At 56.0% G+C, this 26,017-nt stretch carries 22 protein-coding genes; 3 read left to right on the top strand and 19 right to left on the bottom strand.

Features of this window, described 5'->3' with window-relative positions:
* Positions 1-35: 35 nt before the first annotated feature.
* From ftsA to mraZ, 14 genes are all read right to left on the bottom strand, one after another.
* A complete protein-coding gene (gene ftsA / locus J5067_RS16065; protein ID WP_222158190.1) occupies positions 36-1,292 on the bottom strand; it encodes a cell division protein FtsA in 1,257 nt (418 codons plus the stop codon).
* Positions 1,289-2,164, bottom strand: a complete 876-nt coding sequence (gene ftsQ / locus J5067_RS16060) for a cell division protein FtsQ (RefSeq protein WP_264644575.1) — start codon at positions 2,162-2,164, stop codon at positions 1,289-1,291. The genes ftsA and ftsQ overlap by 4 nt, the downstream gene beginning before the upstream one ends.
* A 1-nt stretch (position 2,165) precedes the next feature.
* On the bottom strand, positions 2,166-3,086 hold the full coding sequence (locus J5067_RS16055; protein ID WP_264651540.1) for a D-alanine--D-alanine ligase: 921 nt from the start codon (positions 3,084-3,086) through the stop codon (positions 2,166-2,168).
* 2 nt (positions 3,087-3,088) lie between these two features.
* The gene (murC, locus tag J5067_RS16050; protein ID WP_264651539.1) at positions 3,089-4,549 is read right to left on the bottom strand and encodes a UDP-N-acetylmuramate--L-alanine ligase; all 1,461 of its coding nucleotides are present in this window, start codon (positions 4,547-4,549) and stop codon (positions 3,089-3,091) included.
* A gap of 91 nt (positions 4,550-4,640) precedes the next feature.
* Positions 4,641-5,705, bottom strand: coding sequence for an undecaprenyldiphospho-muramoylpentapeptide beta-N-acetylglucosaminyltransferase (gene murG / locus J5067_RS16045; protein ID WP_264644572.1), 1,065 nt, complete (start codon positions 5,703-5,705; stop codon positions 4,641-4,643).
* Positions 5,702-6,904: a cell division protein FtsW gene (gene ftsW / locus J5067_RS16040; protein ID WP_264644571.1), complete on the bottom strand. Its 1,203-nt coding sequence runs from the start codon at positions 6,902-6,904 to the stop codon at positions 5,702-5,704. The genes murG and ftsW overlap by 4 nt, the downstream gene beginning before the upstream one ends.
* A complete protein-coding gene (murD, locus tag J5067_RS16035; protein WP_264644570.1) occupies positions 6,904-8,220 on the bottom strand; it encodes a UDP-N-acetylmuramoyl-L-alanine--D-glutamate ligase in 1,317 nt (438 codons plus the stop codon). Before murD ends, ftsW begins: the two co-directional genes overlap by 1 nt.
* Positions 8,221-8,224: 4 nt before the next feature.
* On the bottom strand, positions 8,225-9,307 hold the full coding sequence (mraY, locus tag J5067_RS16030; RefSeq protein ID WP_264651538.1) for a phospho-N-acetylmuramoyl-pentapeptide-transferase: 1,083 nt from the start codon (positions 9,305-9,307) through the stop codon (positions 8,225-8,227).
* A complete protein-coding gene (murF, locus tag J5067_RS16025; RefSeq protein ID WP_264651537.1) occupies positions 9,301-10,662 on the bottom strand; it encodes a UDP-N-acetylmuramoyl-tripeptide--D-alanyl-D-alanine ligase in 1,362 nt (453 codons plus the stop codon). Before murF ends, mraY begins: the two co-directional genes overlap by 7 nt.
* The gene (gene murE, locus J5067_RS16020; RefSeq protein ID WP_264651536.1) at positions 10,659-12,146 is read right to left on the bottom strand and encodes a UDP-N-acetylmuramoyl-L-alanyl-D-glutamate--2,6-diaminopimelate ligase; all 1,488 of its coding nucleotides are present in this window, start codon (positions 12,144-12,146) and stop codon (positions 10,659-10,661) included. Before murE ends, murF begins: the two co-directional genes overlap by 4 nt.
* Entirely contained in the window at positions 12,133-13,896 is a 1,764-nt protein-coding gene (locus J5067_RS16015; protein WP_264644566.1) for a peptidoglycan glycosyltransferase FtsI, read from the bottom strand. Before J5067_RS16015 ends, murE begins: the two co-directional genes overlap by 14 nt.
* A gap of 37 nt (positions 13,897-13,933) precedes the next feature.
* A complete protein-coding gene (ftsL, locus tag J5067_RS16010) occupies positions 13,934-14,254 on the bottom strand; it encodes a cell division protein FtsL (RefSeq protein WP_222158201.1) in 321 nt (106 codons plus the stop codon).
* The gene (gene rsmH / locus J5067_RS16005) at positions 14,251-15,192 is read right to left on the bottom strand and encodes a 16S rRNA (cytosine(1402)-N(4))-methyltransferase RsmH (protein ID WP_264644565.1); all 942 of its coding nucleotides are present in this window, start codon (positions 15,190-15,192) and stop codon (positions 14,251-14,253) included. The genes ftsL and rsmH overlap by 4 nt, the downstream gene beginning before the upstream one ends.
* An 18-nt stretch (positions 15,193-15,210) precedes the next feature.
* On the bottom strand, positions 15,211-15,669 hold the full coding sequence (gene mraZ, locus J5067_RS16000) for a division/cell wall cluster transcriptional repressor MraZ (RefSeq protein WP_264644564.1): 459 nt from the start codon (positions 15,667-15,669) through the stop codon (positions 15,211-15,213).
* An 857-nt stretch (positions 15,670-16,526) separates the two neighbouring features.
* Between mraZ and J5067_RS15995 the strand changes: the two genes are divergently transcribed.
* A complete protein-coding gene (locus tag J5067_RS15995; RefSeq protein WP_264644563.1) occupies positions 16,527-16,967 on the top strand; it encodes an L-alanine exporter AlaE in 441 nt (146 codons plus the stop codon).
* A gap of 81 nt (positions 16,968-17,048) precedes the next feature.
* Here J5067_RS15995 and cra read toward each other — a convergent pair whose 3' ends face one another.
* From cra to J5067_RS15970, 5 genes are all read right to left on the bottom strand, one after another.
* Entirely contained in the window at positions 17,049-18,053 is a 1,005-nt protein-coding gene (gene cra / locus J5067_RS15990; RefSeq protein WP_264644562.1) for a catabolite repressor/activator, read from the bottom strand.
* Between the two features lie 315 nt (positions 18,054-18,368).
* Positions 18,369-18,860, bottom strand: a complete 492-nt coding sequence (gene ilvN, locus J5067_RS15985; protein WP_264644561.1) for an acetolactate synthase small subunit — start codon at positions 18,858-18,860, stop codon at positions 18,369-18,371.
* Positions 18,861-18,862: 2 nt separating this feature from the next.
* The gene (ilvI, locus tag J5067_RS15980) at positions 18,863-20,581 is read right to left on the bottom strand and encodes an acetolactate synthase 3 large subunit (RefSeq protein ID WP_264644560.1); all 1,719 of its coding nucleotides are present in this window, start codon (positions 20,579-20,581) and stop codon (positions 18,863-18,865) included.
* Positions 20,582-21,043: 462 nt separating this feature from the next.
* Positions 21,044-22,846 carry a long-chain fatty acid--CoA ligase gene (locus J5067_RS15975; protein WP_264651535.1) on the bottom strand — a complete coding sequence of 601 codons (1,803 nt, stop codon included), beginning with the start codon at positions 22,844-22,846 and terminating at the stop codon, positions 21,044-21,046.
* Positions 22,847-22,902: 56 nt separating this feature from the next.
* Positions 22,903-23,067 carry a hypothetical protein gene (locus tag J5067_RS15970; RefSeq protein WP_264644558.1) on the bottom strand — a complete coding sequence of 55 codons (165 nt, stop codon included), beginning with the start codon at positions 23,065-23,067 and terminating at the stop codon, positions 22,903-22,905.
* Positions 23,068-23,345: 278 nt separating this feature from the next.
* Here J5067_RS15970 and leuA point away from each other — a divergent pair, with 278 nt between their 5' ends.
* Positions 23,346-24,923: a 2-isopropylmalate synthase gene (leuA, locus tag J5067_RS15965; RefSeq protein WP_264651534.1), complete on the top strand. Its 1,578-nt coding sequence runs from the start codon at positions 23,346-23,348 to the stop codon at positions 24,921-24,923.
* Complete coding sequence (gene leuB / locus J5067_RS15960; protein WP_264644556.1) at positions 24,923-26,017, top strand: 3-isopropylmalate dehydrogenase; 1,095 nt, start codon at positions 24,923-24,925, stop codon at positions 26,015-26,017. The genes leuA and leuB overlap by 1 nt, the downstream gene beginning before the upstream one ends.

The raw sequence follows: 26,017 nt of genomic DNA, 5'->3' as shown, positions 1-26,017 counted from the left end.
GACCGTCAAGTGTGCCACACGATCTCTGATAAACATTAAAATTCCTTTCTCAGCCAGCTACTGATGCGTTTAAACCAATTGCCCACTGAGCCACGTTTTTCTACTTCGTGCTCACCGCCCAGGTGAGACTCTTTTCCGTAATGCAGCAGCCCAACCGCCGTTGAGTAGAAGGGCTCCTGCGCATAATCCGTTAAGCCTGTTATATTCAGTGGCTGACCGATGCGCACCTGCGTGTGGAATACGCGCTTGGCGCAGTCAACCAACCCGTCGATCTGAGCGGCACCGCCCGTCAGCACAATGCCGGCGGCTAAATGGTGCTTCACGCCCTGCTGACGTAATTGCTCCTGCAATTGCAAAATTTCATCGTTCACCAAATTGAGCAATTCGGTGTAACGCGGTTCAATCACTTCAGCCAGCGTCTGCCGTTGCAGACTGCGTGGCGGCCGACCGCCTACGCTCGGCACTTCCAGATTTTCGTCTTTGCTGACAATCGCGCCCAGTGCGCAACCGTGGCGTACCTTGATGGCTTCCGCATCCGTGGGCGGCGTGCCAAACGCATAAGCGATATCGCTGGTCACCACGTTGCCCGCGTAAGGGATCACTTTGGTGTGGCGCAGTGCACCGCCGGTATACACCGCGATATCCATGGTGCCGCCGCCGATATCCACCACGCAAACGCCCAATTCACGCTCATCTTCCGTCAGCACGGCGTAGCTGGAAGCCAGGCCGGCAAAAATCAGTTGGTCCACTTTTAAACCGCAGCGCTCTACGGCTTTGACAATATTTTTCGCCATATCGTTATGGCAGGTGATCAAATGCACCTTTGCCTGCATGCGCACGCCGGAAAGACCAATCGGGTTCTTGATCCCTTCCTGATAATCAATCGCGTACTCTTGCGGAATGACATGCAAAATACGGTGTTCATCGCGCACGCGCACGGATTTCGCCGTGTGCACCACGCTCTCGACGTCATCCTGCGTCACTTCTTCTTCCGAAATCGGCACGATACCGATTTCATTCTGGCAACTGATGTGCTTGCCCGACAGCGCCAGATAGACGGAAGAAATTTGACAATCCGCCATCAGCTCGGCCTGGTCGATGGTCCGCTGTACGCATTTTACAACGGACTCCAAATCGTTAACGCCGCCTTTATCCATCCCGCGTGACGGACAACTGCCCACGCCGATGATATTGACCATGCCATCGGGCAGAACTTCCCCTACCAGCGCAGCCACTTTTGCTGTACCGATTTCCAGCCCAACTACCAGTTTTCTGTCCGTCGACTTGATCATTGTTGTTTAGCCTGTGCCTGATTCTGTTGCTGATTACCGTTCTGTTTTTGATCAACGTCTTTTCGCTGAGCATTTCCCTGCTGCTGATCCAGCAGAGGCGGTGCCCACCCTACCGCGGCACCGGTGTCGTAACGTAAGTCCACGTAGCTGACACGTTTGTTGTCGTTCTGCGCCTGCCGCTGCAACAGCGGGTAAAGCTCAAGAAAACGTTCCAAACGCCGGGCCCGCTCATCACGCCCCAATTCCAGACGGATGTCATCTTCCAGCCCCAACTGCCACGAATGCCGTGCACTCATCGCCACCATTTTTAATGTCAGCTTACTGCTCGCCAACACCTGATTCATGGTGCGGTAGCCTTCCAGCACATCGTTTTCACTGCCTTCTGGCCCGTACAGTAGCGGCATTTTGCGATTACCGACCCGCTCGGCGGGCACGCTGAAGGAATTTCCTTCTGCATCCACCATCAGCAGGTCATTCCACCGCGCTACGGGCACATATTCAACCAGATGAATCTTTAATTCGTCAGGCCACTGCTTACGCACGCTGGCCTGTTTGATCCACGGCAGACGTTCAATCTGCTGTTGGATAACATCGACATCCTGCGTCATAAAGGTGCCCGGCGCACCCAGCGACAATATCGCCTGGCGAATATCATCATGGGTGGTGTAGTGCCGCTCACCGGTCACCACCAAGCGGGACAGCGGTAACCGACTGGCATCCTTCATCCACTGCAACACCATCCAGCCGCCCCACAGGATAGTGCCCAGTACCATCAGCAGGAACAGCAATCCGGCCAACTGCCCACCGTTACTGCGACGCCCGCCTGTTGGCTCTTCGTCGCGTCCGCGCAAATTCCGCGCCGCCTGCGACATATCAAACAGCCGAGGCCAGGATCTGCGCGACGAGCTGCGAGAAGCTCATCCCGTGCTGCCTGGCAGCCATCGGCACCAGACTGTGATCCGTCATACCGGGCGACGTATTCACCTCCAACAGGTAAAACGCACCGTCGGCGTCCAGCATCAGATCAACACGACCCCAGCCGCGACATCCCAACGCCGCGAAGGCCGCTTGCGCCAGCGCACCGATGGCCTGCTCCTGCTCAAGCGCTAACCCGCTGGGACAAAAATACTGCGTCTGGTCCGAGAGATACTTGGCCTCATAATCGTAAAACGTGCCTGCGGCCTGAATTCGAATTGAGGGCAGAACCGTGTCGCCTAACAATGCCATCGTGTACTCAGGCCCGCTCAGCCACTTCTCAACCAGCACATCGTCATCATGCACAAACGCGGTGTCCAGCGCCGTCACCAGTTCCTCTTGCTGCGTCACTTTGCTCATGCCGACGCTGGAACCTTCACGACTCGGCTTCACCATCAGCGGCAACCCGAGGTGCGCACAGGCGGTCTGCAATTGCTCGGGCGTTAACGCGTTATACTGTGCCCGCGTCAACGCAACATAAGGGGCTATCGGCAATCCCAGCGACTGCCACACCAGCTTGGTGCGCCACTTATCCATGGTCAGCGCCGATGCCATCACACCGCTGCCGGTGTAAGGCAACTGCAAAAACTCCAATACCCCTTGCAGCGTGCCGTCTTCACCGCCGCGACCGTGCAGGGCGATAAACACCTTGTCAAACCCTGCCTCTTTCAGGCGAGTGACCGGAAAATCACGCGGGTCAACGGCTTCGGCATTAATTCCCGCCGCTTTGAGCCCGGCAACCACCGCCTGCCCGGAACGCAGTGACACGTCACGCTCCGCCGATGTTCCTCCCAGCAGCACTGCGACTTTTTCCGCCATACTCACTCCGTAACCAGAGGTTGTAAGCGGGTATCCGCCAGTTTACGCGCCAGCTTGCCTACATTGCCCGCGCCTTGAATCAACACCAGATCGCCATCCTGTAGCGTCGGCGCCAACAGCGTTGCCAGCATATCCGGATCGGTAACCAGAATCGGATCGACCTTGCCGCGTCCACGAATAGTACGGCACAGCGAGCGACTATCGGCCCCGGGAATAGGACTTTCTCCCGCCGAGTACACATCCAGCATCAGCAACACATCCACTTGCGACAGCACGTGGGCAAAATCATCATACAGATCGCGTGTGCGAGTATAACGGTGCGGCTGAAACACCATCACCACGCGTTTTTCCGGCCAACCGGCACGGGCGGCTTTGATCGTCGCATCCACTTCTGTTGGGTGGTGGCCGTAATCATCCACCAGCATCACGCTGCCTGCGTTGCCATTTACCGCATCCAGCGGGAACTCTCCGAGGAAATCGAAACGGCGTCCGGTTCCCTGGAAGCTGGACAGCGCGCGCAGAATTGCTGCGTCATCAATGCCCTCTTCCGTCGCCACGGCGACCGCTGCCGCCGCGTTCAACGCGTTATGGCGACCCGGTGCATTCAGCGTAACCTGCAACAGCGGCTTACCCTGACGCGCCAGCGTAAAGTGTCCCTGCGCACCGGACTGGCGGTATTCCGCCACGCGCACATCGGCATCATCGCTAAACCCGTAGGTAGTGATATGCCGCCCCACGCGCGGCAGCAATTCGCGAATCACCGCATCGTCCACGCACATCACCGCACGGCCATAAAACGGCAGATTGTGCAAAAAGTTGATGAACGTCTGCTTTAAATTTTCAAAATCGCCCTGATAGGTATCCATATGATCTGCTTCGATGTTGGTGACAATCGCCACCATCGGTTGCAGATGCAGGAAGGACGCATCACTCTCGTCCGCTTCCGCAATCAGATAACGACTGGAGCCCAGGCGCGCATGCACACCTGCGGCTTTCACCAACCCGCCGTTGACAAAGGTCGGGTCCAAACCCGCCTCGGCATAAATACTGGCGACCATCGCGGTGGTCGTGGTTTTACCGTGCGTTCCGGCAATCGCGATGCCATGGCGAAAACGCATTAATTCGGCCAGCATTTCAGCGCGACGAATCACCGGAATACGCGCCTCGTGAGCCGCAACGATTTCCGGGTTGTCCGCGCTAATCGCGCTGGATACCACTACCACGCTGGCATCTTTCACGTTCTCAGGGCGGTGATGAAAATAGATCTGCGCCCCCAACGCGGCCAACTGCTGTGTCACCGCGTTCGGTGCCAGGTCAGAACCGCTGATGTGGTAACCTTCGTTCGCTAACACTTCGGCAATACCGCCCATGCCAGCACCGCCGATGCCGACAAAATGGATGTGCCGCACGCAATGCATTTCGGGCACGATGGAACGCAGTTTTGCCAATTGCTGTGTATTCACTTTTTCTACCGCTACCTTTTCACTTGTACTTCATTCACTTGTCATGAGGAGACAACCTTTCCCTCACGCATTTTATTCTGTCAGACGCACCTTAGTGCGCTGCGGCGGCCACTTCGGCGGCCACGCGTTCGGTGGCATCCGGCCTCGCCATGGAACGAGCACGCTGTGCCATGTCGCGCAACGTGGCGCGATCCCAACCGGACAGCACATCGCTCACTGCATCGACACTCAGTGCCGACTGCTCAATAATTTTGGCCGCACCTGCCTGTTCCAGCGGCAGCGCATTCCAATATTGCTGCCGGTCTTTGTGCTGAAAGGGCACAAACAGCGCGGGCAATCCGGCAGCGGCAATCTCACTGACGGTCAGCGCACCGGAGCGACACACCACCACATCGGCCCAGCTATAGGCTTGCGCCATGTCATCAATAAATTCGGTCACTTTATGCTGCGGTACGCCTGCCGTTTCATACGCCTGCTGCACCTCGGCCAACGCGCCTTTGCCGGTCTGGTGCCAGACAGTGACGTTAGCCCCCAACCGAGCGGCGACGTCCGGCAACGTGCGGTTTAACACCCGTGCCCCTTGGCTTCCGCCCACCACCAGCACACGGATCGGGCCTTCACGCCCGGCCAAACGCGCATCGGGTGCAGGCAACGCCAACACATCGGTACGAACCGGGTTACCCACCACGTCAGCGTTGGGAAACGCGCCGGGAAAAGCCTGTAATACCTTGCGCGCAATGCGCGACAGCCAGCGGTTGGTTAACCCCGCAATGCCGTTTTGCTCATGCAGCACCACCGGGATACCGCACAGCCACGCTGCCAGACCGCCCGGTCCGGACACATATCCGCCCATGCCCAGCACCACGTCCGGCTGGTAGCGTTTCATGATCGCTTGCGCCTGACGTACCGCGCGATAAATCCGTAAGGGTGCACACAGCTGCGCCGCAATACCTTTGCCACGCAAGCCAGAAATACTAATAAAATCAATCTCAATGCCGTTTTTTGGCACCAAATCGGCTTCCATGCGATCGGCGGTTCCCAGCCAACGAACCTGCCAACCCTGCGCCATCAAATGATGGGCGACCGCCAGACCGGGGAACACATGTCCTCCGGTGCCGCCTGCCATCACCATCAAGCGCTTACCTTCGCCACTCATTTGGCACTCCTCGTGAACGCCTGCGCCTTGGTCAGGCGCGTCTCAAAATCGATCCGCAGCAATAATACAATGGCGGTCGACATGATGATCAAACTCGAACCACCGTAACTGATTAACGGCAGCGTCAGCCCTTTGGTGGGTAACATTCCCGCAGCAGCGCCGACGTTTACCAGCGTTTGGAAACTAAACCAGATGCCGATAGAACACGCCAAAAAGCCGGAAAATCGCTGATCGATCTCCAACGCGCGCTTGCCGATGGACATGGCCCGAAAAGCGACGAAGAATATCATTAACAACGCCAAAACCACACCGATATAGCCGAGCTCTTCGCCTAAAATAGAAAAAATAAAGTCGGTATGCGCTTCCGGTAAATACTCCAGTTTCTGCACCGAGTTTCCTAATCCTTGTCCCCACAGTTCACCACGGCCAAATGCCATCAGCGACTGGGTTAGCTGGTAGCCGCTGCCAAACGGATCTTCCCACGGGTTCCAGAATGACGTCACGCGGCGCATACGGTAAGGTTCCGCCACAATCAGCAAACCGACGGCAAACATGCCGCAGCCGATGATGGCGAGAAACTGCCACAGTTTGGCGCCGGCCAGAAACAGCATCGCCAGCGTGGTGATAAACAGCACCACCACCGTTCCCAGATCGGGCTGCGCCAGCAGCAGAACAGCCAGCACCACCATCACGCCCATCGGTTTGCAAAAGCCCCAGAAATTGTTACGGACTTCCTCTACCTTGCGCACCATGTAGCTGGAGAGGTAGCAAAACAGCGCCAGCTTTGACAACTCCGCAGGCTGCACGCGCAGCGGCCCCAGCGCAATCCAGCGCGAAGCACCGTTTACCGAACTGCCTACCACCAGCACCACCAGCAGCATCACCAGTGTGAGCAACAACAATATCGGGCTGTAACGCTGCCAGACTTCCATCGGCACGCGCATGGTGATCAACGCCAACGCAAATGCCAGACCGATGTAGAACGCGTCGCGCTTGGCAAAAAAGAACGGGTCGCTGGTCAGGCGCTGCCCCACCGGCATGGATGCCGAGGTCACCATTACGAATCCAAGGACCGCCAGACCGAACGTCAGCCAGAGCAGGGTGCGGTCATACATCACGATGCTCTGCACATCGCTTTCCCGCGTTCCCATGACCCAGCCTTTCAGTCGTTCAATCACTGGCAGCCCAATAAAACGCATCAGCCAAGCTCCTCCGCCAATCGGGCGAACTCATCGCCGCGCTGTTCGAAGCTCTTGAACTGATCGAGGCTGGCACAGGCCGGAGACAGCAGCACCAGATCGCCCGGCACCACGCGCGCGGCAATCACGCGCAGGGTTTGCTCCATGGTCTCGGTTTGTTCTGCTATCTCAGGGCGCAGCGCCGCCAGTTGAGCACCATCACGCCCGAAGCAATACAGGCGAATATTGTCACCCTGAACATAACGCAGCAGCGGCGAAAAATCGGCCGACTTGCCGTCGCCGCCCAACAACAAATGCAGCGTGCCTTTGACCTGCAACCCGCTGAGCGCCGCTTCGGTGCTGCCCACGTTGGTCGCTTTGGAATCGTTAATCCAGCGCACGCCGTTACGCTGCCATACACATTGGAAACGGTGCGGCAGACCAGTAAAGGTGGTGAGCGCCGTCAGCGCCGGTGCGCGAGGAATCCCTACCGCATCCGCCAATGCCAACGCTGCCAGCGCGTTGGTGTGGTTATGTTGCCCGACCAAAGAGATCTCTTTGGTATTCAATACGCGCTCGCCTTTCACGCGCAGCCAGGTTTCGCCCTGCTGGGTGTTGAGGTGATAGTCGCCCACATCAACGCCAAAACTGATGCAGCGCGTATCCGCCCCTTTAATCGGCATGGTCAGCGCGTCATCGGCATTCACCACGCACACCTGCGCATGGTCATAGATACGTAGCTTGGCGGCACGATACTGTTGGATACCAAACGGGTAGCGGTTGGTATGATCTTCCGTGACGTTAAGAATGGTGGCGGCCGCCGCACGCAGGCTGGAGGTGGTTTCCAACTGGAAACTCGACAGCTCCAGCACGTACAGTTGGCACGGCTGTTTGAGCAGCGTCAGCGCAGGCAAGCCAATATTCCCACCAACACCGACCGACCACCCCGCCGCTTTAGCCATTTCACCGACCAGCGTGGTGACCGTGCTTTTACCGTTGGAGCCGGTAATCGCCACAATCGGTGCCTGCGCTTCGCGGCAAAACAGCTCGATATCGCCCACAATTTCTACGCCTGCGGCGGCGGCATCGGCCAGCGCGGGCGTAGCCAGTGCGATACCGGGGCTGGCGACGATCAGATCTGCCGCTAACAGCCAGTCTTCATTTAACGAACCAAGGTGGCGATCAACCTCGGCAGGCAGTTTATCCAGACCGGGCGGACTAACACGGGTATCCACCACGCGCGGCGTCACACCGCGCGTCAGGAAGAAATCAACGCAGGAAAGCCCGGTGATCCCCAGGCCAATAATGACAACGTTTTTACCCTGATAGTCCATCATACCGTTACCGTACCTTCAGCGTTGCCAGGCCAATCAGCACCAGCATCAGCGAAATAATCCAAAAACGCACAATCACGCGCGGCTCTGGCCACCCTTTAAGTTCATAGTGATGGTGAATCGGTGCCATGCGGAAGATACGCTGTCCGCGTAGCTTGAATGAACCGACCTGAAGGATCACCGACAGGGTTTCAACCACGAACACCCCGCCCATAATCACCAATAAGAATTCCTGACGCAGCAGGACAGCAATGGTGCCTAACGCGCCGCCGAGCGCCAGTGAGCCAACATCGCCCATAAATACCTGTGCCGGGTAGGTGTTAAACCACAGGAAGCCCAGACCCGCCCCCACAATTGCCGTACAGACAATCACCAGTTCACTGGCATGGCGGATATAAGGGATATGCAGATAACCGGCAAAATTCATGTTACCCGTTGCCCACGCCACCAGCGCGAAACCGGCGGCGACAAACACGGTCGGCATGATAGCCAGACCATCCAGCCCGTCGGTAAGGTTGACCGCATTGCTGGTGCCGACGATGACAAAGTAGGTCAGCAAAATGTAGAGCAGGCCCAGTTGCGGCATCACATCTTTAAAGAACGGCACCACCAGCTGCGTGGCCGGAGTGCCTTTGCCGATGGCATACATGGTAAAAGCCACCGCCAGTGCAATCACCGATTGCCAGAAATATTTCCAGCGCGCGATCAGCCCTTTGGTGTCTTTACGCACCACTTTGCGGTAATCATCGACAAAGCCGACGATACCGTAGCCCAGCAACACCAGCAGCACACACCACACATACGGGTTAGACAAGTTGGACCACAGCAGCACCGACACAATGATCGCCGCCAGGATCATGACGCCGCCCATGGTCGGCGTGCCGCGTTTGCTGAAATGAGATTCAGGCCCTTCATTGCGCACTACCTGCCCGATCTGCAATTTTTGCAGCCAGGCGATCAGGTGCGGTCCCATCCACAAGGAGATCACTAACGCGGTCAGCAGGCTGACAATGGCGCGAAACGTCAAATATGAGAAGACGTTAAAGCCGGAATAAAATTTGACCAAATGTTCGGCCAGCCACACTAACATGCTGCATTCTCCTGTAATGCGTGTACCACATGCTCCATCGCAGAACTCCGGGAGCCTTTAACCAAAACAGTGATCGTGTCATGCGCAGACAGCAACGTTTGCAAACGCGCTACCAACCCCGCCCGATCGGAAAAATGTTCACCACGCTCACTGGTGAGACTGATAGCCTGGCTCAAGGTGCCAATGCTCAACACCGCGTCAATGCCAGCATCACGCGCTACTTCGCCCACCTGCTGATGGCACGCCTCGGCATCCTCACCGAGTTCACCCATGTCGCCCACCACCAGCACACGGTAGCCCGGCATCTCTGCCAGCGTGTGCACCGCCGCAGTCATCGATCCCACATTGGCGTTGTAGCTGTCATCCAGCAGCAGTTTGTTTGCCGCCAGCATGATGGGGAACAAGCGGCCCGGCACGGATTGGAGCTGCGCCAGCCCGTCTTTCACCTGCTGCAACCCAGCGCCGACCGACATCGCCAATGCGGCAGAGGCCAGCGCGTTCGCCACGTTATGGCGACCCGGCAACGGCACATTAACCTCCAGCGAGCCAAACGGCGTATGGAGTTCAAACAGAGTGCCCGCGCCTTGATGGCGAATATCAGTGGCGTAGTAGTCGGTGTTCTCACCCTGCTGCGGCGAAAATTGCCATACCGTTTTGTCACGCAGCACGTCGTGCCAGCGCGTCAGGTCATTGCTGTCGGCGTTAATCACCGCAATACCCTTGGTGGGCAAACCGTTGAAGATCTCCCCTTTGGCGCGCGCCACGCCTTCCAACGATCCAAACCCTTCCAGATGCGCGGCCGCCAGGTTATTCACCAGCGCGCTATCCGGACGCACCAGATTGGTGGCATAGGCAATCTCACCGATATGGTTGGCCCCCAGCTCAATCACCGCAAAGCGATGCTCAAGGGTGAGGCGCAGCAGTGTTAACGGCACGCCAATGTCGTTATTGAAATTGCCGTCGGTATAGAGCACGTCGCCACACTGGCGCAAAATCGCTGCCGTCATCTCTTTGACGGAGGTTTTGCCGGAAGAGCCGGTCAAAGCCACCACGCGCGCAGAGGATTGACGGCGCATCCAGGCACCCAGTTCGCCCAGCGCCAGACGGGTATCCCCCACCAGCAACTGCGGCACGTCTATAGGTAAGTGCTTACTGACCAACAGAGCCGCCGCGCCGCCGCGTACTGCCTGATGGGCATAATCATGCGCATCAAACTTTTCACCTCGCAGGGCGATAAACAGGCAGCCCGGCGTCAATTTTCGGGTATCGGTGCACACTGTTTCCACTGCCACATCGTCACCGAGGAGCGTGGCATTTAACGCCGTGGCCAGTTGCTGCAACGTAACGCGAATCATGCGATAACCCCCAGCAAACGCGCGGCAGTCACGCGATCGGAATAATCGAGACGCTGTTTGCCCACCAGTTGGTAATCTTCATGGCCTTTACCGGCAATCAACACAATATCGTCCACTTTCGCCTGCATAATGGCGCTGGTCACCGCTTCGGCACGACCGTGCACCGCCAGTACCCGTCCGGCATCCACCAGACCGGCAAGAATATCTTTCACGATAGCCTGCGGCTCTTCGCTCCTGGGGTTATCGTCGGTCACCACAACGCGATCGGCCAGTTGTTCCGCGATGGCCCCCATAAGTGGGCGCTTACCTTTGTCACGATCGCCGCCGCAACCGAATACGCACCACAGTTGACCGGAGCAATGCGGACGCGCCGCCGCCAGCGCTTTTTCCAGCGCATCCGGCGTGTGGGCGTAGTCGACAATCACGGTTGGTTTACCCGGCGCTTTAAACACTTCCATGCGGCCGCAAACCGGCTGCAATTGTGCGCCGGTTTCCATTAATCTATCCAGCGGATAGCCCAGGGAAAGTAATGTTGCCAGCGCCATTAGCAGGTTACTGACGTTAAATTCACCCATAAGGCGACTTTCCAGGCGACCGTTGCCCCAGTTGGAATCAAAGGCGATCGATGCGCCTTCGTCGTGATAATCGACGGCGGTTGCTTTCAGCCAGCGGCCACGGCAGCCGGGCACCAGGTTATTGTGCAGCGTCACCGCCACGGCATCCGGCAACTGAGTCAGCCAGCGCTGTCCTACCTCATCGTCGGCGTTAATGATCGCCTGACCCACTTTATGCTCTGAAAACAGCGACCACTTGGCGGCCTCATAGCTTTCCATATCGCCGTGGTAATCCAGATGATCGCGGCTCAGGTTGGTGAAAACCGCCGCCGCGAACGGCAATGCCGCAACGCGATGCTGTACCAAGCCGTGCGAGGAAACTTCCATCGCGGCGAAGGTCGCGCCTTGTTCAACCAACTGATGCAGGACGTGCTGTACGTCGACTGCCGAGCCGGTGGTGTTTGCCGTGGGATTAACGCGCCCTAGCAGACCATTACCTACCGTGCCCATCACGGCGCTGGTCTCGCCCAGCAGTTGACTCCATTGGGCCAACAGCTGTGTGGTGGTGGTTTTGCCGTTGGTGCCGGTCACGCCGACCAGCCGTAATGTGTCCGCGGGCTGCTGATAAAAACGCCCCGCCAACGCCGACAGACGTTGGTTCAAGTTACTCAGATACACAACCGGAACGCCGTGCATTTCACGCACGGAGCCATCAGCAGCTTCACCGTCTGCCTCTGCAATCACGGCCGCAACCCCTTGCGCAATGGCCTGGGGAATATAACGACGCCCATCCGCGCTGTGGCCAACCACGGCCACAAACAGATCGCCCGCCGCAGCAACACGGCTGTCCAGCGTCATTTCCCGCAGTTGGCGCGGTGGGACATCTTGCACCCACGGTGCCAGTAAATCGCACAGATTACGATCTGCCACCTGAAACCTCTTTATGGTTAATCACAAAATCATTTTTATCGCTGACGGGCAGCGCATCCGGCTCAATGTTCATGGTGCGCAATACGCCGCCCATGATGGCGCCAAATACCGGCGCGGAAACGGAGCCACCGTAGTAATTGCCTGCTTTGGGATCGTTAATCACCACCACCAGCGCAAAGCGCGGGTTGCTGGCAGGCGCTACACCTGCGGTGTAGGCAATGTATTTGTTGATGTATTTGCCATCCGGTCCGACTTTTTTCGCCGTACCGGTTTTAATGGCAACACGGTATCCCTTGATCGCCGCTTTGGTTCCGCCGCCGCCGGGCAGCGCAACGCTTTCCATCATGTGCACCACCGTTCGCACGATGGGCTCGGCAAAAATGCGTTCCCCCGGCACCGGCGGATCGACTTTGGTGATAGAAAGTGGACGATAGACACCATAGCTACCGATAGTGGCGTAAACGCGTGCCAGTTGCAGCGGCGTCACCATCAATCCATAGCCGAAAGAAAAGGTGGCCCTCTCTATGTCAGACCACCGTTGTTTTTGAGGATATAAGCCACTGCTTTCTCCGACCAACCCCAAATTGGTCGCTTTTCCCAAGCCAAAACGCGAGTAGGTGTCTACCAGCGCTGAGGAGGGCATCGCTAACGCCAGTCGTGAAACACCGACGTTACTCGACTTCTGTAGTATCCCGGTCAGGGTCAGTTCCGCGTAGCGGGCAACGTCTTTGATCTCATGACCGTTGATGTAATAGGGCAAGGTATTGAGCAGGCTGTTTTCTTTGACCACGTTGCGCTGCAATGCCGTCATCACCACCATCGGTTTTACCGTCGAACCCGGTTCGAAAATATCGGTAATGGCGCGGTTACGCATGACATCCATCGGCGTTCCCGACAGGTTGTTCGGGTTGTAGGAAGGGCTGTTAGCCATCGCCAACACTTCACCGGTGTTGACATCCACCAGTACGGCGGTGCCAGCTTCCGCATTATTGAAGGCCACGGCGTTGTTCAGTTCGCGATAAACCAACGCTTGCAGGCGCTCATCGATGCTCAACATCAGGTTGTGTGCGGCCTGACTGTCAACGGAAGAAATATCCTCAATCACGCGGCCAAAACGGTCTTTACGCACCGTGCGCTCACCCGGTTGCCCGGTCAGCCAACGATCGAAGCTTTTCTCAACGCCCTCGATCCCCTGCCCATCGATATTGGTGAAACCGATCAGGTGAGACGTTACCTGACCCGCTGGATAGTAACGGCGTGATTCCTGACGCAGATAAATGCCCGGCAGCTTGAGTTTGTGAACGTATTCACCAATAGCGGGGTTCACCTGACGCGCCAGATAGACAAAGCGCCCTTTGGGATTGGCGTTGATTTTCGCCGCCATCTGATCGAGCGGCAAATCCAGCGCATCAGAAAGCGCTTTCCAGCGGGTATCGAGCGACACGCCGCCGTGTTCATTCAGCTCTTTCGGATCGGCCCAGATGGCGTTAACCGGCACGCTGACCGCCAACGGACGCCCGGCGCGATCGCTGATCATACCGCGCGCGGTGGGCACTTCCTGCACGCGCAGGGAACGCATATCCCCTTCACGCACCAGTTTATCCGGGTTGATCACCTGCAAATAGGCGGCGCGCAACATCAGCCCCACCATCGCCAACAGTATGCCTGAACAGAGCAACGCAAAACGCCAGCTTACAAAGCTGGCCTTATCTTCCTGTCGTTTCAACTTTCCTGTGCGCGCTGCTTTCATGCCAAATGAGTACCTATGCTCTCATGTTCAACCAGACTCACTGTTTGACTACGATATTTTCCTGCGCCGGGTCCACGTGACCCATGTGCAGTTTTTCCGTTGCGATACGTTCCACCCGACTGTGATCGCCCAAGGCGTTCTCTTCCAGAATCAGGTTGCGCCATTCGATATCCAACGCATCGCGCTCCAACAACAACTGCTCACGCTGCGCGGTCAGCAGGCGCGTTTTGTGCGCCGTCGTCACCACCAGCACCGCAGAGACCAATGCACCAATCAGCAGCAGCAGCGGCAATTTGCCGTGACGAAGGATGTCCTGGCCGATAATCCCCGCCAGGCTGTGCCGCTCATTGCTTATCATTCCGCTAGCCGTTCCGCGATACGTAACACGGAGCTACGCGCTCTCGGGTTTTCTGCCACTTCGGCTTCCGGCGGCATCATCTTGCCCACCGTTTTCAGCGTTTGACCGCCTTGCGCACGCAGTTGCGCTTCGGTTAACGGTATCCCGGCAGGCACCTGTGGCCCACGGCTGTGATGGCGCATAAAACGCTTCACAATACGATCTTCCAGCGAATGAAAACTGATGATCGACAAGCGGCCTTGCGGAGCCAGCGCCGTTAGCGCGCCGTTCAGCGCCTGCTCGATCTCATCCAGCTCACTGTTGATATAGATGCGGATCGCCTGAAAACTGCGGGTTGCCGGGTGCTTGTGCCGCTCTTTCATCGGGCTGGCCGCCGCAATCAGCGCCGCCAACTCGCGCGTGCGCGTCATCGGTTCTGTGCTGTTGCGTTCAACAATGGCGCGCGCAATGCGCTTGGCAAACCGCTCTTCGCCAAAGGTTTTCAACACCCAGGCAATGTCGTCGACTTCTGCCGTTTGCAACCATTGTGCCGCTGACTGGCCGCGTGTCGGGTCCATGCGCATGTCCAACGGGCCATCACGCATAAAGGAAAAACCGCGTTCAGGATCGTCCAACTGCGGCGAAGAAACACCTAAATCGAGCAGCACGCCGTCGATACGCCCGGTTAATCCCAGGGTCTCCACGTAGCTTGCCAGTGCGGAAAAAGGTCCGTGAACAATAGAAAAGCGTGAATCTTGAATCGCCTCGGCGGCGGCAATAGCCTGAGGATCGCGATCGATAGCCACAAGGCGCCCTTCCGGTCCGAGACGGGAAAGGATCAGTCGCGAATGGCCACCACGGCCAAACGTACCGTCGATGTATGTGCCGTCAGCGCGGATATTGAGGCCATTAACCGCTTCGTCCAACAGCACAGTGGTGTGTTTATAATTTTCTGGCATGTATTTTTTTCAGCATGACTACAGTGATAAATCTTGCAATCTCTCCGACAACGGAGCCTCAGAGGATTGCTCAGCGTCTATATCGTCCTTGACCTGTTGATACCAGGCTTGCTCATCCCACAGTTCAAACTTGTTGAACTGGCCGACCAGCATCACTTCTTTCGTCAGGCTCGCATGTTGCCGCAGCGTGCTGGCAATCAGCAGACGCCCGGCATTGTCCATCTGGCACTCACTGGCATGACCCAACAGCAACCGCTGCACGCGGCGCTCCGCAGGATTCATGCTCGACAGACGCGACAACTTTTGTTCAATGATTTCCCACTCAGGCAGGGGGTAAAGCAGCAGACAGGGCTGATGGAGGTCAATGGTGCAAACCATCTGACCTTGCGTTGTCTCTGACAGCGTTTCCCGATAACGGGTAGGAACGGCAAGCCGACCTTTACTGTCGAGATTAATCAGCGTAGCCCCACGAAACATGCTCGAGTTACCCCTTCATGACCCTTTTCACCACTTTATCCCACAAATTCCCACATTGATGAGTTTACGGAGGGTATGAAAACCTTGTCAAGCCAGAGCGGGCGCGCTTTGGAATTATTTCTGCCTCAAGACGGACATGAATGGCATAAAATGGAATAACAGACGGAAATAAAGGGAGATTAACGCCATGAAAATTTGAGGAAAAATTATTTCTGGATAAACAATCAGAAAGAAAGAGTAATAATTTCTCATTTTTACTTAAATTTACCATTAATCATAAAACGCTTGTGAAACCGTCGCCGTATTCCTCCTTCTTCACCCACGCCCGGCGCTTGCCCGCAGCGCACTCCAGACCGATACCGGTCACATTTTTACCCAATGCTATCGCGCATCCCATTCCACTGTTACAACAATGTCAGCACGCTATTCTATTTTCTTTTTAGCAATGATGCTGCCAATTTTTCTTTATTTAAGGTTACGAAAAACAATTGAGGCTTTTTACCGTTAACCACTAAGTTCGTCGGTTAATTATTATATTATAAGAGTATTCCTAAAACCCTCGCGTTTCGCGCTGTTATTTGGGTTAACAGGGGACAATTTGTCCATCGAAAAATAGTCGCCAAACCAGAAAACACAACCAATTGTTTATAAACATAATTCCTCCGACTGCCGCGCTTAATAAACCGCCATGCCACCTTTTTTCTATAAAGTAGCGCCCATAAGAAAAAAGCATGAAAAAATAAAAATTTATCGCTACTTACAACTTCAACATCCAGTGAAGTACACTACTCACATAAAATACACCGACATAATTCACTGCATTTAATCCAATTAACTGCATAACGGAGTCTCTCTGCATGTTCTCTCCTGAATCCCGATTGCGTAGTGCGGTAGCGGATACATTCGCTATGGTAATCTACTGTTTTATAACGGGTATGCTAATTGAGACCTTGCTGTCTGGCATGAGCTTCCAGCAGTCGCTTTCCTCACGGCTGGTGTCGATCCCCGTTAACATCGTGATTGCCTGGCCCTACGGCCTATACCGCGATCGTATCCTGCGTCTGTCTCAGCGCTACGTCACGCACGGTACCTGGGTGAAAAATCTGGCAGACCTGTTTGCCTACGTCAGCTTTCAATCGCCGGTGTATGTTGCCATTCTGTGGTTTATTGGTGCCAACCCGCAGCAGATCGTTGCGGCGGTAACCAGCAATGTGTTGATATCCATGGTGATGGGTGTCGCCTACGGGTACTTTCTCGATTACTGTCGCCGTCTGTTTCGCGTTGCGGTGCCGGGCTGAAATTCAGGCCGCCACTAAAACGCAGGCAACAAAAAAGCCATCCTGATAACGGATGGCTTTTTTATTAGGAATAATCCCAAACTAACGACGACTGAGTGAACCACGCCGGTAGAGACTGCGCCGAATGCGGGTCAAACCGGGCTTGGGCTTCTTCGGTTCATCCAAACTTGCCAGCACCAACTCCAGCACCCGTTCAGCCACTTCACGATGGCGCTGCGCCACCGAAAGCACCGGGCATTCGAGGAAATCGAGCAGTTCGTTGTCACCAAAGGTGGCAATCGCCAAATTGTTCGGCAGCCGTCCGCTCTGCTTGAGGGTAACATCCATCACCCCTTGCAACAGCGGAAACGAGGTGGTGAACAGCGCCTGCGGCATCGGGTGATGCAGCAAATACTCTTCAAAAGCCGCTGCTGCCGCTGAGCGTTCGTAGCTGTTGGCATAGAGAAAATTCACCTGCCGCGGATCCTCTGCCCACGCCATCCGAAACCCCTGCTCGCGCAGGAAACTGACAGAAAGCTCCGGCAGCGCGCCGAGATAGAGCACCGACTCCGCCGGGATCTTGCGCAGTTCCTGCGCCAGCATTTCCGCATCCTCGCAATCCGCCCCGACGACGCTGGTGAAGTGCTCGCGATCCAACGCGCGATCCAGCGCAATAATCGGCAAGCTGTCCCCGGCCCAACGCTGATAGAACGGATGCTCCGGAGGCAGCGCCGTCGACACGATAATGGCATCAACCTGGCGTTGCAGCAGATGCTCAATGCAGCGCATTTCGTTATCCGGCTGATCTTCAGAGCAGGCAATCAGCAGTTGATAACCGCGCTGACGCGCCTGACGCTCCAGATAATTGGCAATTTTGGTATAGCTGGTGTTTTCCAGATCCGGAATCACCAGCCCGATAGAACGGGTACGCCCAGCGCGTAATCCAGCAGCCACCGCATTGGGATGATAATTGTGCTCACGCACCACCGACATCACTTTTTCTACGGTTTTATCACTGACGCGGTATTGTTTGGCCTTGCCATTGATAACGTAGCTGGCGGTAGTGCGTGAAACGCCCGCAAGGCGCGCGATTTCATCCAGTTTCACGTTAGCCCCTTTAAATAAGCTGGAAAATAAAAAATAAGGATGTCCATATTTTAAGCATGGATATCGTATAGATCTAACCGCAGAAGCTGGAAATCAGCAACCGCTTTATTGTTGTTCAGGGTTATATACCCTAAATAATTCGAGTTGCAGGGAGGCGGCAAGTAAATGAATCCCGATGAGCTTACTCAGGTAAGTGATTCGGGTGAGTGAACGCAGCCAACGCACCTGCAACTTGAAGTATGACGGGTATAGAGAGAAAAATAAAAGGCCCGCCACTACGACGAGCCTCTTTATCATAGATCAGCGCAGGAGAATTTAGCGCATAATCTTATCGCCGCGTGACACGCCGACAATACCGGAGCGCGCCACCTCGACAATTTCTGCCACGTCACGCACTGCGCTCAGGAACGCATCCAGTTTGTCACTGGTGCCCGCCAATTGCACGGTGTAGAGCGTGGCTGTGACATCGACAATCTGCCCACGAAAAATGTCGGTGCTGCGCTTCACTTCTTCCCGGCCATAGCCAGTCGCCTGCAATTTCACCAGCATGATTTCACGCTCAACGTGCGACCCCTGCCCCAGTTCGCTCACGCGCAGCACGTCAACCAGCTTGTGCAGTTGCTTCTCGATCTGCTCGATAACCTTAGCATCGCCCACCGTCTGAATGGTCATACGCGATAGCGTTGGATCGTCGGTCGGTGCCACGGTCAGGCTTTCGATATTGTACCCACGCTGGGAGAACAGGCCGACAACGCGCGACAATGCCCCAGATTCGTTTTCCAATAACACAGATAAAATCCGGCGCATAATCAGGTCCTCTCCGTTTTGCTCAACCACATTTCATCCATGCCGCCACCGCGCACCTGCATAGGATAAACGTGCTCACTGCTGTCGATGGTGATGTCCACGAACACCAGGCGATTTTTCACCGCCAGCGCTTCGCTCAGCTTGCTTTCCAATTCCTGCGGCGACGTAATGGCAATACCAACGTGCCCATAGGCTTCCGCCAGTTTGACAAAATCCGGCAGCGATTCCATGTAGGAGTTGGAATGCCTGCCTGAGTAGATCATGTCCTGCCACTGCTTCACCATGCCGAGGAAGCGGTTATTGAGGTTAATCACCACCACCGGCAAATCATATTGCAATGCCGTGGACAGCTCCTGAATGTTCATCTGGATACTGCCGTCACCGGTCACGCAAATCACCGTCTCTTCCGGCAATGCCAGCTTGATACCGAGTGCCGCCGGCAGGCCGAAGCCCATGGTGCCAAGGCCACCGGAGTTGACCCAGCGGCGCGGCAGATCGAACGGATAATACAGCGCGGCAAACATCTGGTGCTGCCCGACGTCCGACGCCACATAGGCTTTGCCGTCGGTCAAACGGTGCAGGGTTTCAATCACCGCCTGCGGCTTGATCTTGTCGCTGTCTAACGGGTATTTCAGGCATTGGCGCGCACGCCACTGCTCAATGCGCTGCCACCAGTCGCGCAACGCGTCAAAATTCTGCTGCGTCTCACCCTGATCCAGCAGTTCCAGCATCAGCGCCAGCACCTGGCGTGCATCGCCGACAATGGGAATATCCGCATTGACCGTTTTCGAAATGGAGGCCGGATCGATATCGATATGCAACACCGTGGCATTCGGGCAGTACTTCGCCAGATTGTTGGTGGTGCGATCGTCAAAACGCACGCCGACAGCAAAGATCACGTCGGCATTGTGCATCGCCATGTTGGCTTCGTACGTGCCGTGCATGCCGAGCATGCCCAGACACTGACGGTGGGTACCGGGAAAACCGCCCAATCCCATCAGAGAGTTGGTCACCGGCAGGTTCAAACGCTCTGCCAGTTGGCGCAGTTCTTCATGGCACTCCGCATTGATAACCCCACCACCCGCATAAATGATCGGTGACTGGGCGCTTAACAAGGTTTGCAGCGCACGACGAATCTGCCCCTTATGCCCTTGAATCGTCGGGTTGTAGGAGCGCATGGTAACCGCGTCGGGATAGAGGTACGGCAGTTTGTTGGCCGGGCTCATCACGTCTTTCGGCAAATCCACCACCACCGGACCAGGACGCCCGCTTGCTGCCAGATAGAACGCCTTCTTCAGCACCGTGGGCACATCTTCGGCCTGTTTGACCAGAAAGCTGTGCTTCACCACCGGACGAGAAATACCGACCATGTCGCATTCCTGAAACGCGTCATAACCGATAAGCGAGGTGGCTACCTGACCAGACAGCACCACCATCGGGATGGAGTCCATGTAGGCCGTGGCAATACCGGTAATGGCATTGGTGGCACCGGGACCCGAGGTGACCAGCACCACGCCGACATCGCCGGTGGCGCGCGCGTAACCATCCGCCATGTGCACCGCACCCTGCTCGTGGCGCACCAGGATATGGTCAATGCCGCCCACGGTGTGTAGCGCATCGTAAATATCCAATACCGCCCCGCCCGGATACCCGAACACATATTTCACGCCCTGATCGATCAACGATCGAACCACCATCTCGGCGCCTGACAACATCTCCATGGGATTGCCTCTTTTCGTTCTGAGAGCGGCATCGCGGCACTGCTATCGCAGCGCGACACGCGTCATTTTCTTATCCAGAATTTGAATATAGCCGATAACCATAACGTTAGACGATGGCACAGGCAAACAAGGGCGAAGCGCGGCACAAACAAGTGGAAACGGGTTTACACCGCCAGAAGGGATTCAGCTAAGATAAAACGCTGAACGGCGTCATCGCGGATAGTGATTATTCCGCGATGACGGTCAATGGCAGCGGGAAATTTTCAGCAAAAAAGTTAAAAATGAGGTTGCAGACAAACCGCCGTACTCCCACCGTCATTCCCGCGCAAGCGGGAATCTCTTGCCGAAGAAACGCGTTTATCCTTACAGAGATCCCCGGCTTACGCCGAGGATGACGAGGGGGTAAGTGACTTTGTCATCAGTCTGAATTCGTGTCTCTCACACGCGGTAAGTCATTCGGGGTTATTCGCCATACATGGCATCGATTTCCAGCTGATAGCGCTGGGCGATGATCTTACGTCGCAGTTTCAATGTCGGCGTCAACTCCCCGCTCTCCATGGAGAAAGGGGTCGCCAGCAAGGTAAAGCGTTTGACCTGCTCGACGCGCGACAGCTCTTTTTGCATCTCGCGCAGGCGCTGTTCAAACAGCGCAATAATGTGACTGTGACGTAACAGTTCGAGCCTGTCGTGATACTTAAGGTTGGCCGATGCCGCGTACTCTTCCAGCGCTTCAAAGCAAGGCACAATCAACGCAGACACGTATTTGCGCGCATCGGCAATCACCGCCACCTGCTCGATAAAGCGGTCTTGCCCCAAGGTGCCTTCCAGATGCTGCGGCGCGATATATTTTCCACCGGAGGTTTTCATCAGGTCTTTCAGACGCTCGGTGATATACAGGTTACCCTCGGCATCCAGCTTCCCGGCATCGCCGGTTTTCAACCAGCCATCGGCGGTGAAGGCTTCAGCGGTTTCCTGCGGGCGGCGGAAATAACCGCGCATCAGCGTAGCACCGCGCACCTGAATTTCGTTTTCGTCGCCAATGCGCACGTCAATGCCCGGCAGTGGCGTGCCGATCGAGCCCAGCCGTACCTTATTCGCTTCCCAGCACGATACCGTGGCACAGGTTTCCGTCATGCCATAACCGTAAATGATGCGCACGCCCATCGACTGGAAAAACAGAATGATATTGTCATCCAGATGCGCGCCAGCCGCAGGCATAAAGCGAATTTTACCGCCCAGCAGGGCGCGCAGCTTGGTCAGCACCAGACGATCGGCGACGCGATGCAGCAGCGCCTGCAACGGCGAGCGTGATTTTCCCGCGACGCGCGTCAGAAACGTCTTACGCCCCTGTGCGATGGCCCAGTTAAACAGCGTGCGACGGTGCCAGGGTGCCTGTGCCACTTTTTCGTGGATGGCGCTGTACACTTTCTCGTAGAAACGCGGCACCGCACACATCACGGTTGGCGAGACGGCCTGCATCGCATTGCGTACCAGATTGGTGTCGGTCAGATAGACGTTTTGCGCACCGGTGTGCATGATGTAAAACGCCCAGGCGCGCTCAAACACATGGGACAGCGGCAGGAAACTCAGAGAGATATCGTCCTGCGACACGCACAGGCGCTCATCGTGCAGCTTCAGCACCATCGCCATGTTGGCGTAGTCCAGCATCACCCCTTTCGGCTCACCGGTGGTGCCGGAGGTGTAGATCAACGTAAAAAGATCGTCCAGCGTACGCGCATCAATGCGCTGTTGCAGCGCAGGCTGCCAGTAGGCATCATCCACATCAGTTTCAAACGCCGCCAGCGTCAACGCCAACGGGCAGTGATGCAGGTTCACATTATCATCAATAACAATGATGCGCTTAAGCTGCGGGCACTCCGGCAACAGCGCCAATACCGCGTCATACTGTGGCTGAGAACCGACAAAAATGGTGCGGATATCCGCGTCATTGATGATAAACGCAGCCTGTGTCGCCGTGTTGGTGGCATAAATCGGCACGGTAACGCCACGCACGTACAGCGTCGCGAGATCCGCCAGCGACCAGTTGAGCGAATTATGAGAGAACAACGCGACGCGCTCTTGAGCCTCAATCCCCAGCGAGAGCAGTGCACAGGCAATGCGACGGATACGCACACCGGCCTGAAACCAGGTGAGCTGCGTTTCGCCAGAGGCAGACCATTCACGCAGTGCGGTACGGCCGGAACAATGGGCAATCTGGTGTTGGATGCGTTCAACCAAATGGTATTGCGACAAATGGGTAGACATAATAAAAATGAGCCTGGGAAATTTCAGCGTACAACTGTTTATTATTTTGGCGCAGTCTACTGATCTTGCCAGAAACCGCAACGATCTTTCACGTTGGCATCACGGAAGGTTGACGCCACGCACATCTGCCCCCATTGCGCCTCCTGCATGACTGCGGCAACGCAAACGGTTTCGTAGCGACCGGGCAAGGGCACAACACCGTTGCCACAAATGCTTGACATACCCACAAGAATCAAGTACCAATAATGGCACGAGCGATGTCATCCCCGCAGATAAGCGGTGCATGGCGAATTTTACAGCTAATCGGATCAGACGAGATATCATGTTCAAACATACTTTTCTACTAGGCCTACTACTACACGCATCAACATTGCGCGGTATGCCTGTGGGTGAAAGTCAGAACTGATTTCACGTTACACAGAACGAAAAACCCGCGCCGATGCGCGGGTTTTTTTTTACCCGTTCGGCGCTCGAATAAACACGATAAGGAATCTTTCCAATGAGCCAGCAGGTCATTATTTTCGATACCACATTGCGTGATGGTGAGCAGGCATTACAAGCCAGTCTGAGTGTAAAAGAGAAACTGCAAGTGGCCTACGCGCTGGAAAGATTGGGCGTGGACGTGATGGAAGTCGGTTTCCCGGTCTCTTCACCGGGCGATTTCGAATCGGTACAGACCATTGCACGTCAGATTAAAAACAGCCGCGTGTGTGGTTTGGCCCGCTGCGTCGATAAAGATATCGATGTCGCCGCCGAGGCGCTGCGCGTTGCCGAAGCCTTCCGTATTCACGTATTCCTGGCTACCTCCACCCTGCACATTGAATCCAAACTGCGTTTGTCGTTCGAGCAGGTGATTGAGAAAGCGGTTCACTCCGTCAAACGGGCGCGTAACTACACCGACGACGTAGAGTTCTCCTGCGAAGATGCAGGCCGCACCCCTATCGATAACCTGTGCCGTATCGTTGAAGCCGCGATTAACGCCGGTGCCACCACCATCAACATCCCTGACACCGTGGGTTACACCACGCCGTATCAGTTCGGCGGCATTATCACCACGCTGTACGATCGCGTGCCGAACATCGACAAAGCGATTATTTCCGTGCACTGCCATGACGATCTGGGCATGTCGGTCGCCAACTCCATCACCGCGGTGCAGGCTGGCGCACGTCAGGTAGAAGGCACGTTGAACGGTCTGGGCGAGCGCGCAGGCAACACCGCGCTGGAAGAAGTGATCATGGCGATCAAAACCCGTCAGGATATGCTGAACGTCCACACCACTATCAATCATCAGGAAATCTATCGCACCAGCCAGTTGGTGAGCCAGATTTGCAACATGCCGATCCCCGGCAACAAAGCGATTATCGGCTCTAACGCCTTCGCCCACTCTTCCGGTATCCATCAGGACGGCGTGCTGAAAAACCGTTCCAACTACGAAATCATGACGCCGGAATCCATCGGTCTGAAAGAAGTGCAGTTGAACCTGACCTCCCGTTCTGGCCGCGCGGCGGTGAAACACCGCATGGAAGAGATGGGCTATCAAGAAAGCGATTTTAATCTGGACCAGTTGTACACCGATTTCCTGAAGCTGGCCGACAAAAAAGGTCAGGTTTTCGACTACGATCTGGAGGCATTGGCCTTTATTAACAGCCAGCAGGAAGACGAAGAGTTCTATCGTCTGGATGCTTTCAACGTGCAGTCTGGCTCCAACACGATTGCCACCGCATCAGTGCAATTGGCCTGTGGTGGCGAGGTGCAAGCCGAAGCCGCTACCGGCAACGGGCCGGTCGATGCCGTTTATCAGGCGATTAACCGCATCACGGGCTACGGCATTGAACTGGTGAAATATCAGTTGTCCGCCAAGGGCCAGGGACGCGATGCATTGGGGCAAGTGGATATCGTCGCCGCTTATCAAGGCCGCCGCTTCCACGGCGTGGGCCTGGCGACTGACATCGTCGAATCCTCCGCCAAGGCGATGGTCAACGTATTGAACAACATCAAACGCGCACAGTTGGTAGAACAAGAAATTCAGCGTTTGCAGCACCACAACAAACAACAAAATAGCCAGGAAACAGTGTGATGACAAAGAGTTACCATATCGCCGTCTTACCCGGTGACGGCATCGGCCCGGAAGTCATGGCGCAAGCCCATAAAGTGTTAGACGCGGTTCGTCAGCGTTTCGGTTTGCGTATCACCACCAGCGAATATGACGTCGGCGGCATCGCCATCGACCGTCAGGGCACACCGTTGCCCCCCGCCACCGTCGCTGGCTGCGAGCAGGCTGACGCCATTCTGTTCGGCTCGGTTGGCGGCCCGAAATGGGAGCATCTGCCTCCGGCTGAGCAACCGGAGCGCGGCGCGCTGCTGCCGCTGCGTAAGCATTTCCGTCTGTTCTGCAACCTGCGCCCGGCACGTCTGTATCAAGGGCTGGAAGCGTTCTGCCCGCTGCGCAGCGACATCGCCGCCAACGGTTTCGACATTCTGTGCGTACGTGAACTGACCGGCGGTATCTACTTCGGCCAACCGAAAGGCCGTGAAGGCAGCGGCCAGCACGAACGCGCCTTCGACACCGAGGTGTATCACCGTTTCGAGATCGAACGCATCGCCCGCATTGCCTTTGAGTCGGCGCGCAAACGTCGCAGCAAAGTTACCTCCATCGATAAAGCCAACGTGCTGCAAAGCTCCATCCTGTGGCGTGAAATCGTCACCGAAGTCAGCAAAGACTACCCGGACGTGGCGCTGGCGCACCTGTACATCGACAACGCCACCATGCAGTTGATCAAAGACCCGTCCCAGTTCGACGTGATGCTGTGCTCCAACCTGTTTGGCGATATCCTGTCTGACGAATGTGCGATGATCACCGGCTCGATGGGGATGCTGCCCTCCGCCAGCCTGAACGAACAAGGTTTCGGTCTGTACGAACCGGCGGGCGGCTCTGCGCCGGATATCGCGGGCAAAAATATCGCCAACCCTATCGCACAGATCCTGTCGCTGGCACTGCTGCTGCGCTACAGCCTGGAAGCCGATGACGCAGCCGATGCCATCGAAAACGCCGTCAACACCGCGCTGGCCGAAGGCTATCGTACTGGCGATCTGGCGGGCAATGACACCAAAGCCATCAGCACCGATGAAATGGGCGATGCCATTGCTCGTTTTGTGGCGCAAGGGGTGTAA

The organism is Candidatus Symbiopectobacterium sp. NZEC151, from assembly GCF_025962655.1.
Taxonomy (GTDB): domain Bacteria; phylum Pseudomonadota; class Gammaproteobacteria; order Enterobacterales; family Enterobacteriaceae; genus Symbiopectobacterium.
This window is presented reverse-complemented; position numbering and strand designations above follow the sequence as displayed.

Coding starts and splice junctions, on each gene's coding strand:
- J5067_RS16055 (WP_264651540.1), bottom strand. CDS start 3,086: ATGGCGGAAAAAGTCGCAGTGCTGCTGGGAGGAACATCGGCGGAGCGT.
- ftsW (WP_264644571.1), bottom strand. CDS start 6,904: ATGCGTTTTATTGGGCTGCCAGTGATTGAACGACTGAAAGGCTGGGTC.
- leuB (WP_264644556.1), top strand. CDS start 24,923: ATGACAAAGAGTTACCATATCGCCGTCTTACCCGGTGACGGCATCGGC.
- murD (WP_264644570.1), bottom strand. CDS start 8,220: ATGATGGACTATCAGGGTAAAAACGTTGTCATTATTGGCCTGGGGATC.
- ilvN (WP_264644561.1), bottom strand. CDS start 18,860: ATGCGCCGGATTTTATCTGTGTTATTGGAAAACGAATCTGGGGCATTG.
- J5067_RS15975 (WP_264651535.1), bottom strand. CDS start 22,846: ATGTCTACCCATTTGTCGCAATACCATTTGGTTGAACGCATCCAACAC.
- murF (WP_264651537.1), bottom strand. CDS start 10,662: ATGATTCGCGTTACGTTGCAGCAACTGGCCACGGCGTTAAATGCCACG.
- mraY (WP_264651538.1), bottom strand. CDS start 9,307: ATGTTAGTGTGGCTGGCCGAACATTTGGTCAAATTTTATTCCGGCTTT.
- rsmH (WP_264644565.1), bottom strand. CDS start 15,192: ATGCCAGAAAATTATAAACACACCACTGTGCTGTTGGACGAAGCGGTT.
- ftsL (WP_222158201.1), bottom strand. CDS start 14,254: ATGATAAGCAATGAGCGGCACAGCCTGGCGGGGATTATCGGCCAGGAC.
- J5067_RS15995 (WP_264644563.1), top strand. CDS start 16,527: ATGTTCTCTCCTGAATCCCGATTGCGTAGTGCGGTAGCGGATACATTC.
- ilvI (WP_264644560.1), bottom strand. CDS start 20,581: ATGGAGATGTTGTCAGGCGCCGAGATGGTGGTTCGATCGTTGATCGAT.
- J5067_RS15970 (WP_264644558.1), bottom strand. CDS start 23,067: ATGTCAAGCATTTGTGGCAACGGTGTTGTGCCCTTGCCCGGTCGCTAC.
- mraZ (WP_264644564.1), bottom strand. CDS start 15,669: ATGTTTCGTGGGGCTACGCTGATTAATCTCGACAGTAAAGGTCGGCTT.
- ftsQ (WP_264644575.1), bottom strand. CDS start 2,164: ATGTCGCAGGCGGCGCGGAATTTGCGCGGACGCGACGAAGAGCCAACA.
- leuA (WP_264651534.1), top strand. CDS start 23,346: ATGAGCCAGCAGGTCATTATTTTCGATACCACATTGCGTGATGGTGAG.
- ftsA (WP_222158190.1), bottom strand. CDS start 1,292: ATGATCAAGTCGACGGACAGAAAACTGGTAGTTGGGCTGGAAATCGGT.
- murG (WP_264644572.1), bottom strand. CDS start 5,705: ATGAGTGGCGAAGGTAAGCGCTTGATGGTGATGGCAGGCGGCACCGGA.
- J5067_RS16015 (WP_264644566.1), bottom strand. CDS start 13,896: ATGAAAGCAGCGCGCACAGGAAAGTTGAAACGACAGGAAGATAAGGCC.